A 15,437-nucleotide genomic window follows, 5' to 3' on the forward strand; every position below is an offset into this window, starting at 1 on the left:
GGCCGGCCCGGCGGGAAGCCGAATCGGCCCTGGCATGTCCCACTGGCTGGCGCACGCGCCGGTGCGGCCGGGCCCTGAGGCCCGCTTGCTCAGCCCGCGCCAGCGAGGGTGCGTGGCCTCCGTTCGCCCGAGCGGTTCTTGCGCACTTCACGACGCTCTATGAAGTCCAGCTCTTCCTGGGCGTCCGTGCGGTCCTGCAGGTCTTCGATGACTTGCGGGGTCAACCGCTTGCGATGTCGAGTCATACCTGCCTCCTGAATTCGTATGCCTCATGTTTTGGATTAGCACGCGAGGGGAAGGATTCAAAGGCTGCCTGCGACGGATTACCCCAACGGTCAGCCGCCAAGGATGTAAGACGTCGCCGGGAAAGACGCTTTTCTGTAGGAGCGAGCTTGCTCGCGAATACCCCGCGGCTCTGCGGCTAGGCCGGTTCGCGAGCAAGAACTGGGCGTCCCCCTCGGCCCTACGAAGAGCTCCGGGGCGGGACATCGCAAACCGCGAGGTCCGTCCGCTCGCGAATCAGCGCAATTCGTCGACCAGGCTGGCGACCGTGACCAGCACCGCCTCCGCCAGCGCCTTCGACCGCGCCCCGCTCCACCCGGTACGCGGATTGGGCGACAGGTTGTGGTCCTTGAACGGCATTTCCAGGGTCAGCGACAGGCAGTCGTAAGTGCGGCCGACGTGATTGCAGGCCAGGGTCAGGTTGGCCTGGCCGGGAGCGTCCTTCGGGTAGCCGTGCACACTCTGGAATTCGCCGTTGGCTTCCAGGCGCTCGCGGAACAGGCTTTCCAGGCGATCCAGGCGCGGCGTGAATTCCGGGTTGCCTTCGCAGCCGGCGGCGAACACGAAGGGAATTTCCTCGTCGCCGTGCACGTCAAGGAACAGGTCGACGCCGTACTTCGCCATCTGCTCCTGCACGAACAGCACTTCCGGGCTTTCCTCGGCGCTGGACGCGGCCCAGGCGCGGTTCAGGTCCTTGCCGGCGGCGTTGGTACGCAGGTGGCCGTGGAAGGCACCGTCCGGGTTCATGTTCGGCACCAGGTAGAAATCGGCGCGCTCCAGCAGGCGCTGGACCTCGGCATCACCCGAATGCAGACGCTCGATCAGGCCTTCCATGAACCACTCGGCCATGTGCTCGCCGGGGTGTTGCTGGGCGATCAGCCAGATCTTCCGCGCACCCGCCGCGCCCTTGCCGATGCGCAGCAGGGGCAGTTCGCGGCCTTCGATGCTGTGGCCGGTGGCGAGCAGCTCGGCGCCATTGGCCTGGGCGCGCTTCACCAGCTCGGCATGGCGCTCGCGGCTGTAGGGCTCGAAGTAGGCGAACCAGGCCTGGGGCTGTTCGGCAACGAGGCTGAAGTGCAACCCGTTGGAATCATAGGTACTGGGCACACGGAACCAGTCGCACTGGTCGTACGAAGCCACCGCGTTGTAGCCCGGCCAGCCGCCGGTGTAGCTGGAGCCGGCGGCGTTGGTCAGGCTGAACTGATATTGCTCACCGGGCTCCAGACCTTCCGCCTTGAAGTGGAACCACTGGAAGTGCGGGCTTTTCGTGTCCGGGCGCAGCGCCAGGCGCACCTGGCGCGGGTCGCTGTCGTCGATGACCTGGATATTGCCGCTGTCGAAATCGCAGTCGATCTTCATGAATTCTCCGTAGGCGCACGAACCCGAGGCGCCAAAGCCCTGCATTTTCGCCCTCCCTGCCGCGTCTGTCATGTCTGCGTGACTTGTGTTGAATAATATATTATGTTCGTAATATAAATCGAGTAACGCTTATCCCAGGCCATGCGCTGGTGATCCGGCGAGCGCGGGCTAACCTCGATTGACCCCTTTTTCCAACTCGGAGAGCACTGCATGAGCGCATACGATGTGATCGTCATCGGCGGCGGCCCCGGCGGCTACAACGCGGCCATTCGCGCGGGCCAGCTGGGCCTGAAAGTTGCCTGCGTGGAGGGCCGCGAAACCCTCGGTGGCACCTGCCTGAATGTCGGCTGCATGCCGTCCAAGGCGCTGCTGCACGCGTCGGAACTGTACGAAGCGGCGGCCGGGGGCGAGTTCGCCAACCTCGGCATCCAGGTCAAGCCCAAGCTGGACCTGGCGCAGATGATGAAGCAGAAATCCGAGAGCGTGACCGCGCTGACCAAGGGCGTGGAATTCCTCTTCCGCAAGAACAAGGTGGACTGGGTGAAGGGCTGGGGCCGCATCGACGGGCCGGGCAAGGTGGAAGTGACCGCCGCCGACGGCAGCAAGAGCAGCCTCACCGCCAAGGACATCATCATCGCCACCGGTTCCGAGCCCTCCCCGCTGCCGGGCGTGGAAGTCGACAACAAGCGCATCCTCGACTCCACCGGCGCGCTGTCGATTCCCGAGGTGCCCAAGCACCTGGTGGTGATCGGCGCCGGCGTCATCGGCCTGGAGCTGGGTTCGGTATGGCGCCGCCTGGGTGCGGAAGTCACGGTCATCGAATACCTCGACCGCATCTGCCCCGGCATGGACCTGGAAACCGCCAAGACCTTCCAGCGCGCGCTGACCAAGCAGGGCATGAGCTTCAAGCTGGGCTCGAAAGTCACCCAGGCCAAGGTCAGCGGCAAGCAGGTGACGCTGAGCGTGGAGCCGGCTGCTGGCGGCGCGGCGGAGTCGATCCAGGCGGATTACGTATTGCTCGCCATCGGCCGCCGCCCTTATACGCAGGGCCTGGGGCTGGAAAGCGTGGGCCTGGCTACCGACAAGCGCGGCATGCTGGAGAACCACGAACACCGCAGCAGCGTGCCGGGCATCTGGGTGATCGGCGACGTGACCTCCGGCCCGATGCTCGCGCACAAGGCCGAGGACGAGGCCATCGCCTGCGTCGAGCTGATTGCCGGCAAGGCCGGGGAAGTGAACTACGACGTCATCCCCAGCGTGATCTACACCCATCCGGAAGTGGCCACCGTGGGCAGGACCGAGGAACAGCTCAAGGCCGAGGGCCGCGCCTACAAAGTGGGCAAGTTCCCCTTCACCGCCAACAGCCGGGCGAAGATCAACCACGAGACAGAGGGCTTCGTGAAGGTGCTGGCGGACGAGCGCAGCGACGAGATCCTCGGCGTGCACATGATCGGCCCGAACGTCGGCGACATGATCGCGGAGTACTGCGTGGCCATGGAGTTCCGCGGCGCCGCCGAGGACATCGCACGCACCTGCCACCCCCACCCGACCCGCTCCGAGGCACTGCGCCAGGCGGCGATGAACGTGGACGGCTGGGCCATGCAGGCCTGACCGCTCGTCGCCAACTACAAATGGCACGTGCGGCGCGATGGCGCACCCAAAAAATCGCTACAGGCCACGGCTGACGGGGCCTGTAGCGACTGAAACAGTTTTATTTGCGACTATTTTGTGTACAACCGCGACATGGGTTGTGACTTTCTTCGACTCTGAATCCATCAATTGCGTGAACGAACACGAAAGCGGATGAGCCGCTTTCGCCACCTTCGCAATGGATTACCACGCAGAGAGATCACAACCATGCATGCGACTCTTCGTTTCAACGAGGCTCTGCTGATCACTGGACGAGCCTTCCAACCCTTCAATTGTGTGACCTGGGTTGACCAAGGGGGCGACGGCAGCCTCGACCTGTCCGTCCTCGATCGCACCGGTACCCGTCTGCTGGGCCTCACCCGCATTCCCAGCTCCGCCTACTCCGACCCGGAGCAGCTCGAAGGCCTGCTGAATCAGGCCCGCGACGAGCTGAACCGCGAAGGCTACCGCCTGCAGGAATGGCACATGCCCGCCTGATCCGCAGACAGGTACCCAAAGAAGCCCGGCCCCAAGCCGGGCTTCTTCATTTCCGGCGCCAGCCGTCGGCAACCGCTCAATTTGCCGCTTCGTCTGCCGACAACGAAGTGTCGGTCGCCGTCCGGCTGCATCGTTTCAGCTTCGATTCCGAACATTGGCTTTCCGCTCGTCCGAAACCCGCATTCCACTGCCGGTTCAGCGGGAGCAGCGACCGACAATGATGGCAATTTGCAGCCATCCTGTGTTTTGCTCACCCCGTCTCGTCTTCCACCGGGCCTTCGGCACGCAGTACGGTCTCGTTCAATGCTCGATCTGCAGCGATATTTCTACAGCGGCGACACCCCTTCGCTGCTGGTTTTCGGCGAGCACAACAATGCTCTGGTGCTGCTCTCCATCCTCATTGCCGTCTTCACCTCGACCATGGCCCTGCAACTGTCAGGCGTGGCGCGGCTGGCGCGCAGCCCGTTCTACCGCCAACTGGCCCTCGGCACCGGCGCGGTGGCGCTGGGCGGCGGCGTGTGGGCGATGCATTTCATCGGCATGCTGTCCTTCCAGCTCTGCGCGGCGGTGCGCTACGACCCGTTGATCACCCTGCTTTCCGGGCTGCCGAGCCTGTTCGCCTCCTGGATCGCCCTGAGCCTGTTGGCCCGGCGCAACGTCAATCGCCTTCAGCTTATTGGCGGCGGGGTGCTGGTGGGCGCCGGCATCGGTGCCATGCACTACAGCGGCATGGCCGCCATGCAGATGGCTCCGCTGCTGCGCTACAACCCGTGGATGTTCGCCCTGTCGATCCTTGTCGCCGTGGTGCTGGCGGTGATTGCGCTCTGGGTGCGCTTCGGCCTGCGCGGGCGGATGCGGCCGAACCTGGCGATCCTGGTCAGCGGCCTGGTGATGGGCCTGGCAATTGCCGGTATGCATTACACCGGCATGGCCGCCGCGCGCTTCGTCGGCCGCGAGGAGTTCGGCGTGCCGCAGGGCGTGCAGGGCAGCTTCTACCTGGCGCTGGCAGTGTCCATGGCCACCATCAGCCTGAGCATCTGCGTTGCCGCGGTGAATGGCCTGCTGCGCTATCGCCAGTTGTTCCAGGAACTGGAGCGCCGGCGCAAGCACCTGGATTCGCTGCTCGACGCCGCCGTCGAGGCGATCCTCACCATCGACCACAGCGGCGTGATCCGTTCGGTCAACCACGCGGTGCTGCGCCTGTTCGGCTGGCACCCGCACGAGCTGGTGGGCAAACCCATGCAGGTACTGATGAACGAGGCTTACGGCCATCAGTTCCGCATGGCGCTGGATAACTACAAGAGCAGCGGCAAGCGCCAGTTCAGCAACTCCGAACTGGAGCTGGAAGGCCTGACCCGCGACGGCCGGGAAATCCCCGTGCGCGTCAGCCTCGGCGTCACCGATCACAACGGCAAGCCCTGGTTCGTCGTGTTCGTCGCCGACATCAGCGAACGCCGCGAGATGGAGCAGGCCCTTCGCACCAGCGAGGAACAGTACCGCTCGCTGATCCGCAACATGCCCGGCATCGCCTTCCGCGTCCTCCCGGACCACGCCTGGAGCACCCTGTTCGTCAGCGATGCGGTCGAGGCCGTCACCGGCTGGTCGGCGCAGGACTTCAGCGACCAGCGCATCACCTTCGCCCAGCTCTACCATCCCGATGATCAGGAAGCGGTGAACGAGGAAGTCCGCCGCGCCATTGCCGAGCGCCGCAGCTACGTCGTCGAGTACCGGCTGTTCGACCGCAGCGGCGCCGAACACTGGATCTGGGAAGGCGGCAGCGCCTGCTATGACGAATCCGGCAACCCGCAGTGGATCGACGGTGTGCTGCTCGACCAGACCGAAACCAAGCTGCTGAGCAACGAATACGAAGGCAAGGTCACCGCCATCGGCCGCGCCATGGCGCTGATCGAATTCGACCTCGAAGGCCGCGTGCTCGCCGCCAACGACAACATCCTCGAACTCTTCGGCTACACCGAAGCCGAGGTGCTGGGCCAGCACCACAGCCTGTTCTGCCCGCCGGACATCGCCGCCAGCGCCCAGTACCAGGCGTTCTGGCAGGCACTGCGCAAAGGCGAGCACAGCGCCGGCGAATACCGCCGCCTGGCCAAGGACGGGCGCGAGGTGTGGATCCACGCCACCTACAACCCGATCCTCGACTTCGACGGCAAGCCGGTGAAGGTGGTGAAGCTGGCCACCGACCTCACCCCGCGCCGCGTCATGGAGCAGGAACTGCGCAGCGCCCGCGACCGCGCGGAACAGGCCGCCGCCGCGCGCAGCAGCTTCCTGGCCAACATGAGCCACGAAATCCGCACGCCGATGAACGCCATCATGGGCTTCACCGAACTGCTGCTGGATTCACCGCTGGAAGCGAACCAGCGGCGCTACCTGAGCACCGTACAGAACGCCTCGCGCTCGCTGCTGGGCCTGCTCAACGACATCCTCGACACCGCCAAGCTCGATCGTGGCGCCATCGAACTGGAAGCCCTGGACTTCTCCCTGCCGGAGCTGTGCGAGCAGGTCTGCGCGGCGCTGCGGCTGTCCGCCGAGCGCAAGGGCCTGAGCCTGCAGATCGACTATGGCCAGCGCGCCGGCGAGTACTTCCGTGGCGACCCATTGCGCCTGCAACAGGTGCTCACCAACCTGCTGGGTAACGCGGTGAAGTTCACCGAGCGTGGTGAAGTGCGGCTGGTCATCAGCGGCGAACCCGGCGCGCTGCGCCTGGCCATCCGCGACACCGGCATCGGCATCGCCGCCGACCGCCTGGAGCGCATCTTCGACCCCTTCGCCCAGGCCGACGCCTCCATGAGCCGGCGTTTCGGCGGCACCGGGCTGGGCACCACCATCTCGCGCCAGCTGGTGGAGCTGATGGGCGGTCGCATCAGCGTGGAAAGCCAAGTGGGCCGGGGCAGCGTGTTCACCGTCGACCTGCCGCTGCCGGCCGGCCGCAGCGTAAAGCCGGAGACGCGCAGCCACGCACCGAGCCTGCCACCGCTGCGCATCCTGATAGCGGACGACGTCCCGCAGAATGTCGAGCTGCTGGAGCTGAATCTGCGCCGCCTGGGCCATCGCCCGCACAGCGTCGGCGACGGGCAGGCCGCCGTTGACGCCTACAGCGCGCAGGACTTCGACCTGATCCTGATGGACGTGCAGATGCCCGGCATGGATGGCCTGGAAGCGACCCGGCGCATCCGCGCCATCGAGCAGCAACGTGGTGAAGACGCCGTGCCGATCATCGCCCTCACCGCCAGCGTGCTCGACCGCGACCGGCAGAACGCCCTGGATGCCGGCATGAATGGCTTTGCCAGCAAACCGCTGGACCTCACCGGCCTGCTGGACGAAATGGCCCGGCTGCTGGGTGCCGCGCCCGCGATTCGCAGCGCGCACGTCAGCGAAACTGCGCCATTGGCGACCCTGGACTGGACCGTCGGCGCCCGCCTGTGGGGCGGACCGCTGCCCATGGCACGGGCCGTCGTGCGCTTCCTCGAAGAGCAGGAAACCAGTCTGAACGCTCTGGAAAGCGCAGTGAGCAACGGCGATCGCGCCGGCATTGCCGCCCTCGCCCACCGCCTGCGCGGCGCCGCCGCCAACCTCGCCCTGCCGCGTCTGGCCGGCGCCATCGGCGCGCTGGAAGGCGCCGCAGAGCACGGCAAGGCTGAACAATTGGCGGCTGCCCTGGAGCGTGTCCGCGCGGAGTTCACTACGGTCCGCGAATCGGTGCCGCTGGTGCCGGTAGCCTTCGCCGAGGCGGTCGGGGCGGCCGTTGGCGAGGCCGCCTCGCAGGACCTGCGTGACGCGCTGCAGGCCCTGCAACTGGCCCTTTCCCGCGGCGGCCTGGACGACCAGGCGCTGGAACGCCTGCGCCTGGGCACCGCCCAGGGCGAACACCGCGAGGCCTTCGAAGCCCTGCGCTACGCCATCGACGACTTCGACTTCGACCAGGCCCTGGAATGGGTCCGCACCCTCGGCGCCCGACTGGAGCAAGCATGAGCCTGACCGCCCAAGATCATCGTCCCTGCCTGCTGCTGGTGGACGATGAAGCCACCAACCTCCAGGTGCTGCGCCACATCCTGCAGGACGACTACCGTCTGCTGTTCGCCAAGGATGGCGAGAAGGCGCTGGAGCTGGCCAACCGCGAACGCGCGGACCTGGTCCTGCTGGACGTGATGATGCCCGGCATGACCGGCTTCGAGGTCTGCCAGCGGCTCAAGGCCGAGCAGGCCACCTGCGCCATTCCGGTGATCTTCGTCACCGCGCTCGCCGATGTACCCGACGAGGCGCGGGGCTTCGAGGTCGGCGCGGTGGACTACATCACCAAGCCGGTCAGCCCGCCCATCGTCAAGGCGCGCGTGCGCACGCACCTGTCGCTGGTGCGCGTGGAGGAACTGCGCGAAACACGCCTGCAGATCGTCCAGCGCCTGGGCAAGGCTTCGGAGTACAAGGACAACGAGACCGGCCTGCACGTCATCCGCATGAGCCACTACGCACACATCCTGGCCCGCGCTGCCGGCTACTCGGAGAAGGCCGCCGACGACCTGCTCAACGCGGCGCCCATGCATGACGTGGGCAAGATCGGCATTCCCGATGCCATCCTGCAGAAGCCCGGACGCCTCAATGAGCAGGAATGGGCGGTGATGCGCCAGCACCCGGAGATCGGCGCGCGGATCATCGGCGAACACGACTCCACCCTGCTCACCCTGGCGCGCAGCATCGCCCTCACCCACCACGAACGCTGGGACGGGACGGGTTACCCCAATGCCCTGCGCGGCGAGGAAATCCCTCTGGAGGGGCGCATCGTCGCCATCGCCGACGTGTTCGATGCGCTGACCAGCGTGCGCCCGTACAAGCCGGCCTGGAGCATCGACGAAGCCATCGAACTGCTGCGCCGGGAAAAAGGCCGCCAGTTCGACCCGGAGCTGGTGGAGCTTTTCCTCGGTCGCCTGCCCGACATCCTCGCTGTGCGCGAGCGCTGGGCCGACGCCGGCTGAGCCGCAGGCCGCGCAAATCCTGCTTTACTCTCTGACCTTCCACCCCTGCCGAGAGTAAGCAAGATGAATGCGAAGCAACGCGACGCCCTGCTGGCCACCCTGCAGGCGCGGTTCAAGCAGCACCCCGAGCGCCACAAGGGCATCGACTGGGCGGAAGTCCAGGCGCGCCTGGAGGCCGCCCCGGCCAAACTGAAAGCGCTGGAGCAGATGGAGGAAACCGGCGGCGAACCCGACGTGGTCGGCCGCGAAAGCGCCAGCGGCGCCTTCCTGTTCTTCGATTGCTCCGCCGAGACCCCGGCCGGCCGCCGCAGCCTCTGCTATGACCGCGAAGCCCTGGACGCGCGCAAGAAGGACAAGCCCGCTGGCTGCGCCACCGAACTGGCCGCGCAGATCGGCATCGAGCTACTGGACGAGGCGCAGTACCGCCAGTTGCAGGAGCTGGGCAGCTTCGACCAGAAGACCTCCAGCTGGCTGCGCACGCCCGGCTCCATGCGCAAGCTGGATGGCGCGCTGTTCGGCGATCGCCGCTACGAGCGTGTGTTCACCTACCACAACGGCGTGCAATCCTATTACGCCGCGCGGGGGTTTCGCGGCGTGCTGAAAGTCTGACGCGGCACCGTTTTCACGCCTTTCGTCGAGGCTCGGCGCCACAGCGGCGGAGGGCTTTGCTCCTGAGCAGATCGGCCCTGCCCACCGGGGCGAGCGGGAGCTGGCCAGTGGATTGGCAGGATATGTGGGGTAGCTGACGTTGCCGCCAGCGTCGGCCACCGCCACACTCGTGACATCCAATGAACGAGTGTCGCCATGGAATCGCTGCGCCGCGTCGCCTGCCTGCTCTATCCCGAGGTCATGAGTCTGGACATCACCGGGCCGCTGCAGGTGTTCGCCTCCGCCAACGTCGAGCGCCAGCGCCAGGGCCTGGCGCCGATCTATGAGCTGCTGGTACTGGGCGAACAGGCCGGGCCGGTGGCCACCTCGGCCGGCCTGCGCATCTGCGCTGACATGGGCTGGCGGGAAGTCGAGCCCGCCACCCTGGATACCTTGCTGGTCCCCGGCGGGCTTGGCGTCCCGAAACAATGCGAGAACACCGACCTGCTGCACTGGCTGGCTGCCGCCGAGCCCCAGGTGCGCCGGCTCGGCTCGGTGTGCTCCGGCGCGCTGATCCTCGCCGCGGCCGGCGTGCTCAACGGCCGTCCGGCCACCACGCACTGGGCGGATGTCGATGAGCTGTGCAGCGACTACCCCGAGGTACTGGTCCAGGGCGACCGCCTGCATACCTACGATCCGCAGCGCCGGGACGGCGACGATCACGTGTTCACCTCGGCCGGCGTCACCGCCGGCATCGACCTCGCCCTGGCGCTGGTGGAAGCCGATCTCGGCCGTGCCCTCGCCCTGGCCGTGGCGCGGCGGCTGGTGATGTTCCTCAAGCGCCCCGGCGGGCAGGCGCAGTTCAGTCACTGGTTGACCCCGGAACCTAGCCGCACGCCACGCCTGGCGGCACTGCTGGAGTGGATACCGGCCAACCTGGGCAGCGACCTGTCGCTGGAGGTTTTGGCCGAACAGGCGTGCATGAGCCCGCGCACACTGTCGCGGGTGTTCATCAACGAGCTGGGCATGGGCCCGGGCCGCTACGTCGAGCGCGTGCGCCTGGAAGCCGCCCGTGCGCTGCTGCAGGACGCCCAGGCGTCGATCAGCACGGTATCGCGGCTGTGTGGCTTCGGCCACCCGGAAAACCTGCGCCGCACCTTCCACAAGCACCTGGCGATCAGCCCGCAGGAATACGCCGCGCGCTTCGGCCAGATGCACTGACTTCAATCCACCGCAAAGGACTTTGCCATGCTCGAACTTCGCCCCGGCTGCGAATGCTGCGACCGCGACCTGCCCGGCGACAGCGCCGACGCGCGCATCTGCAGCTTCGAATGCACCTTCTGCAGCGACTGCGACGAACAGGTGCTGCACGGCCATTGCCCGAACTGCGGCGGCGAACTGCTGCCGCGCCCACGCCGGCCGCTGGCGAAGCTGGCGGCCAACCCGGCCTCGACCCAGCGCGTGCTCAAGCCTGCCGGCTGCCAGGGCTGAGGACGGAACATGCTGCTGCGCATTCCGGCGATCCGCCTGCTGTTCGCCAGCCAGGCGCTGTACTGGTCCTGCTCGCTGATCGGCATCACCCTCACCTCGCTGGTGGGCGCGCAGCTTACGCCGCTCAACAGCCTGGCCACGCTGCCGCTGGCAATTCTGGTGCTGGGCAACCTGCTGGCGGTGCAGCCGTTGTCGCTGTTCATGCAACGCCACGGACGGCGGCGCGGCCTGCTGCTGGGCGCCGCCTGCGGCGTGTTCGGCGGGCTGCTTTGCGCGCTGGGCGTGTGGCTGGCGGACTTCCTGCTGTTCTGCCTCGGCGCATTGCCTATTGGCGCCTACCAGGCGTCGGCGATGTATTACCGCTTCGCCGCGCTGGAAGCGGTGGACGAAACCCACAAGGGGCGCGCCACCGCCTACGTGATCGGCGGCGGCGTGCTGGCGGCGTTGCTCGCACCGAGCCTGGCGCTGTGGTCGCGCAATGCCCTGCCCGCGCCCTTCGTGGGTTCGTACCTGGCCATCGCCACACTGGCGCTGGTCGCCCTCGCCGTGCTCAGCCGTCTGCCGGAAGGCGCAGCGCCCGCGCCATCCACCGGCGGCTGGAAGGTGATGCGCGAGTTGCTGTCGCGCCCGGCGGTCCGCGCGGCCATGGCCTGCACCGCCGCCGGCCACGGGCTGATGATCCTGATCATGAACGCCACGCCGCTGGCCATGAGCTTCTGCGGGCTGCCGCTGGAGCGCTCGGTGAGCGTGATCCAGTGGCACGTGCTGGGCATGTTCCTCCCCGCCTTCGTCGCCGGCCCGCTGGTGGACCGCCTCGGCGGCCACCGCGTGGCCTGGGCCGGCATGGCGCTGCTGGCGGTGAGTGCGGCGGTGGCGCTGAGTGGTCAGTCGGTGGCGCAGTTCCTCATCAGCTCACTGCTGCTGGGCATGGGCTGGAACCTGATGCTGGTGGCCGGCACCACCCTGCTCGCCTTCGGCCATTCGCCGCAGGAGCGCGGGCATGCGCAAGGGCTGATGGAACTGGGCAACGGCAGCCTGGCGGCGCTGATGTCGTTCAGCTCCGGCGCGCTGATCAGCAGCGTCGGCTGGAGCGCGGTGAACCTGCTGGTCTGGCCGGTGCTGCTGGTGGCGCTGGTGATGCTCTGGTCGGGGCGACGGCAAGTGGCGCAGGCCTGAGGGTTTGGCTGCCTACGCGGTTCGCGAGCAAGCTCGCTCCTGCAAGGAGCACCACTGCGTAGGGCGGATAACGCCTGAGGCGTTATTCGCCTTACGTTTCCGAGCAGGCCCAGACCCGGCTCCAAACGAAAAAGGCGACCCGAAGGTCGCCTTTTCGCTGCTCGATCGCCTGCCTTTAGTAGTAGGCGTTCTCGCGGTTGCTGTGGTCGGTGACGTCACGCACGCCCTTCAGCTCAGGGATGCGCTCGATCAGGGTCTTCTCGACACCGTCCTTCAGGGTCATCTCGACCGCACCGCAACCCTGGCAACCGCCGCCGAAACGCAGCACGGCGATGTTGTCCTCGACCACGTCCACCAGGCTCACCTGGCCGCCGTGGCTGGCCAGGCCGGGATTGATCTCGGTCTGCAGGTAGTAGTTGATGCGCTCGGTGATCGGGCTGTCCTCGTTGACCATCGGCACCTTGGCGTTCGGCGCCTTGATGGTCAGCTGGCCGCCCATGCGGTCGGTGGCGTAATCGACCACGGCGTCTTCCAGGAAGGGCTCGCTGATGGCGTCGATGTAGGCGGTGAAATCCTTCAGGCCGACCGGGGTGTCTTCCGCCTTCTGCTCGCCCGGCTTGCAGTAGGCGATGCAGGTTTCGGCGTACGTGGTGCCCGGCTGGGTGATGAAGATGCGAATGCCGATGCCGGGAGTGTCCTGCTTGGACAGCAGCTCGGCCAGGTAATCCTGTGCGGCTTCGGTAATGGTGATAGCGCTCATGGCAACTCCTCGCAAACGTGGCGCCAGTTTACGCCAAACGGGGGGATCGGATAAAGCCCTACTGATTTAGTAGGAATAATTCGCAGGTAGGCCAAGCACTTTCCTGTAGGAGCGAGCTTGCTCGCGAATGGCCCCGCAGCGGGGCCGGTTCGCGAGCAAGGACCGGGCGTTCCCCTCGGTCCTACAGGTTCAGGTCCGCGACCTCGTTTACAGGTTCTCGTAGCGATTCATGTCCAGCACGCCTGCCTCCACCGGCTCGGTTTCGCGCAGGTAGGCATCCAGGTCGTGGAAGAAGAACCAGAACTGCGGGTTGCTGCGACGCACTCCCCAGCGGTCGGCGATCTTCTCGAAGTCCGCCGCACTCTTTACCTGCTCCAGGGCGCCGACGAAGTCCCGCACATCGGCCGCCTTCAGGTTGAACATGAAGTTCGGGTAGCTCGACAGCACGCCCGGGTAGATGGTCAGCGTATCCAGCCCCGGCTGGTAGCGCAGCGACTCGCCCGTCATGAAGGCCACGTTGCTGTGCGCGCGGTTGCGCAGCACGGTGTAGATCTCGCGCTGGCCGTCCGGCAGTTCCACACGCAGCATGGTCGCCTCGGGGAACTGGTCGATGACCGGCAGGCCGGCAGCCGGGCGGCTGACCAGCCGACTGAAGGCCTGTTCGGCGTCCTGCAGCGGCGCGGCCACGGAATTGCGGTAGCAGGCGCCGTTTTCGCACAGGTTGATCGGGTCGGGCCGCGCATTGAGCGCCACATAGTGCTTCAGCAATTGCTTGGCGAAGGCCAGCTTGGCGCCCTTCTCCGGCAGGAACAGCCCGGTGGGCGCGTCGCTGTCGGAGTTGTAGTAGTCAGCCCACATCTTCAGCTTGCCGCTGCTCTGGTACCAGTCGTCGAGCAGCTTCTTGCGCGCCCCCACCGGCATCAGGCGCAGGAAGTTCTGCTCGGCGCCGTTGCGGATCAGGTCGAAGTACAGGCGCGTCTGCGCCTGGTGGGCGACGTTGCCGAACACGTCGAAGTTCACTACCAGCCCGTAGTAGGTACGCTCCAGCAGCGGGTAGTCCATCCACCAGAGGGTCTGCGGCACGCCGCCGATCAGGCCCTTGCGCACCGAGGCACTGTCGTACTGGCGGAAGATGCTCAGCACGGCGTTGTCGTTGCCGGCCCAGATGTCCGCCCAGGTCGGCGCGGGCGCCTCGTCATAGACGTCCTGGCGCAGCTCTTCGTATTGATTGCGCTTGTCGCGGTAGGAACGCCATTGCGACAGCATCGCGCCGACGTCGTCGATCTGCCCCGGCAGCGCCAGCAGCGGCGAGGCCTGGCGCTGGAACTTCGGATCGGTGACATAGAGATCGTGGTCCGGGTCCTGGAACACCGCCCAGAAGTTGTCGCGGATCACGTCGGTGGCGATCTGCCCACGGCACACCGGCCCGCGGATGAAGGTACGGACGAAGTACTCGGCGTTATCCAGCATGAACTGGTAGCGCGCCCGCGCCGGAATCGCCTCGAAGGTCAAGAAGGGGTTGGCGCGGTGCTGCAGGCCATAGCCGGGAACCTTGTCGGTATCCCAGGCTGTGCCGTAGAACAGCTCCTGGTTGCGCTGGAGGCGAGCCGCGTTGAGCGGATAGGTGATGTGCGTCTTGTGCACGATCACACCCTGGATCGGCCACAGGCGGTAATAGAAGGTATTGCCCGGATCGTCGTTCGGCCGCCGCGTGGCGATGGGGTCGATGGGCTGGCCGCTGGGCGTGCGCGAACGCACCAGCTGGAAGAAGTGCCCCGGCTCGCCGCGCTCGGTGAAGTACAGGTGGGCGAGGAACAGGTGCTCGTAGATCCAGCGCGACACCAGGCTCTGACGGGCGCCGGGCTGGTTGAGGAAGCTTTCCCACTCGCCGATCTGCTGCGCTTCGCCGCTGCCCGGCTGCCAGGCCTGTTCGTCCACCGGCGCGCCCTGGGCCAGCCAGGTCTTGATGGTTTTCAGCTGCTTGTCGGTCAGGCCGGTGACGGCGAAGGGCATGCCGCTGCGCGGGTTCTTCGCCACGAAGTCGTCGATGGTCGCGGGCGTCGGGCACTGGTTGGTGCGGTTGATCGACAGGTCGAGGCCATCGGGGATCTTCGCGTTGGGCACCAGCGGGTGGTCATGCCCCAGGTCGATCATCCGTGCCATCAGCGCCGCCTGGCTGCCGCGGCCATCGAGCACCGACCAGAAGTCCTTGCGTCGCCAGGCATCCGCACCGTGGGCGTCGAGGAACAGCCGGGTGGTGTCCTGCGCCTTGGTACGCGCGCCGTCATACACCGGCAGCTTGTTCGCGCCGCGTTGCGCGCCTTCGGCGGCCGTCAGGTTGAGCTGGCACGGCGAGTCGTAGCAGGCATGGCAGGCCACGCATTTCTCGGTGAAGATCGGCTGGATATCGCGGGTGTAGGACAATCCTCCCGCCTGGGCCAGCGCCGAAAACGCCAGGCCAGCGATAAGCAACGTGAAGCGGGCTCGCAGGGACATGAAGGGCTCCAAACATCAGGATGATGCGGATTCTAGCGGGAGTGCCGGCCCAATGCGCTCCAACGAAAGGCTGAACATGAGAAATCCTCATGCAAAATCCGCCGACGTCAAATTTCCTGCAGCTTTGCTATCATCAGCGACCTTTCGCCACGCCCTTTTCCCCCAGGTATTCC

General features: G+C 66.5%; 12 protein-coding genes. 8 read left to right on the forward strand and 4 right to left on the reverse strand.

Annotated features, from left to right (window positions below; genetic code table 11):
* Positions 1–89 precede the first annotated feature (89 nt).
* Positions 90–245: a hypothetical protein gene (locus tag PNI01S_RS28525; RefSeq protein ID WP_167632568.1), complete on the reverse strand. Its 156-nt coding sequence runs from the start codon at positions 243–245 to the stop codon at positions 90–92.
* 274 nt (positions 246–519) lie between these two features.
* Entirely contained in the window at positions 520–1,641 is a 1,122-nt protein-coding gene (locus tag PNI01S_RS21520; RefSeq protein ID WP_084359172.1) for a M14 family metallopeptidase, read from the reverse strand.
* A 210-nt stretch (positions 1,642–1,851) separates the two neighbouring features.
* On the opposite strand from PNI01S_RS21520, the gene lpdA reads away from it, so the two are divergent.
* The 8 genes from lpdA to PNI01S_RS21560 all read left to right on the forward strand — a co-directional run bounded on the left by lpdA (position 1,852) and on the right by PNI01S_RS21560 (position 12,008).
* Entirely contained in the window at positions 1,852–3,252 is a 1,401-nt protein-coding gene (lpdA, locus tag PNI01S_RS21525) for a dihydrolipoyl dehydrogenase (RefSeq protein ID WP_065084180.1), read from the forward strand.
* A 246-nt stretch (positions 3,253–3,498) separates the two neighbouring features.
* Positions 3,499–3,768, forward strand: coding sequence for a DUF1652 domain-containing protein (locus PNI01S_RS21530; protein WP_024763325.1), 270 nt, complete (start codon positions 3,499–3,501; stop codon positions 3,766–3,768).
* 303 nt (positions 3,769–4,071) lie between these two features.
* On the forward strand, positions 4,072–7,755 hold the full coding sequence (locus PNI01S_RS21535; RefSeq protein ID WP_084359056.1) for a PAS domain S-box protein: 3,684 nt from the start codon (positions 4,072–4,074) through the stop codon (positions 7,753–7,755).
* The gene (locus tag PNI01S_RS21540; RefSeq protein WP_084359058.1) at positions 7,752–8,753 is read left to right on the forward strand and encodes a response regulator; all 1,002 of its coding nucleotides are present in this window, start codon (positions 7,752–7,754) and stop codon (positions 8,751–8,753) included. Before PNI01S_RS21535 ends, PNI01S_RS21540 begins: the two co-directional genes overlap by 4 nt.
* 63 nt (positions 8,754–8,816) lie before the next feature.
* Positions 8,817–9,362 (forward strand): DUF4256 domain-containing protein, encoded by a 546-nt coding sequence (locus PNI01S_RS21545; RefSeq protein ID WP_024763322.1) that lies wholly within the window; start codon positions 8,817–8,819, stop codon positions 9,360–9,362.
* A 195-nt stretch (positions 9,363–9,557) separates the two neighbouring features.
* Positions 9,558–10,562 carry a GlxA family transcriptional regulator gene (locus tag PNI01S_RS21550; RefSeq protein WP_084359060.1) on the forward strand — a complete coding sequence of 335 codons (1,005 nt, stop codon included), beginning with the start codon at positions 9,558–9,560 and terminating at the stop codon, positions 10,560–10,562.
* A gap of 27 nt (positions 10,563–10,589) precedes the next feature.
* Complete coding sequence (locus PNI01S_RS21555) at positions 10,590–10,832, forward strand: DUF1272 domain-containing protein (protein ID WP_084359062.1); 243 nt, start codon at positions 10,590–10,592, stop codon at positions 10,830–10,832.
* 9 nt (positions 10,833–10,841) lie between these two features.
* Positions 10,842–12,008 carry an MFS transporter gene (locus tag PNI01S_RS21560; RefSeq protein WP_084359064.1) on the forward strand — a complete coding sequence of 389 codons (1,167 nt, stop codon included), beginning with the start codon at positions 10,842–10,844 and terminating at the stop codon, positions 12,006–12,008.
* 175 nt (positions 12,009–12,183) lie between these two features.
* Here the strand turns inward: PNI01S_RS21560 and nfuA are convergent, their stop codons facing one another.
* Entirely contained in the window at positions 12,184–12,768 is a 585-nt protein-coding gene (nfuA, locus tag PNI01S_RS21565; RefSeq protein ID WP_024763318.1) for a Fe-S biogenesis protein NfuA, read from the reverse strand.
* 207 nt (positions 12,769–12,975) lie between these two features.
* Positions 12,976–15,264 carry a fatty acid cis/trans isomerase gene (locus PNI01S_RS21570; RefSeq protein WP_084359066.1) on the reverse strand — a complete coding sequence of 763 codons (2,289 nt, stop codon included), beginning with the start codon at positions 15,262–15,264 and terminating at the stop codon, positions 12,976–12,978.
* Between the last annotated feature and the right edge of the window lie 173 nt (positions 15,265–15,437).

Origin of the sequence: Pseudomonas nitroreducens NBRC 12694 (assembly GCF_002091755.1) — a bacterium.
Taxonomy (GTDB): domain Bacteria; phylum Pseudomonadota; class Gammaproteobacteria; order Pseudomonadales; family Pseudomonadaceae; genus Pseudomonas; species Pseudomonas nitroreducens.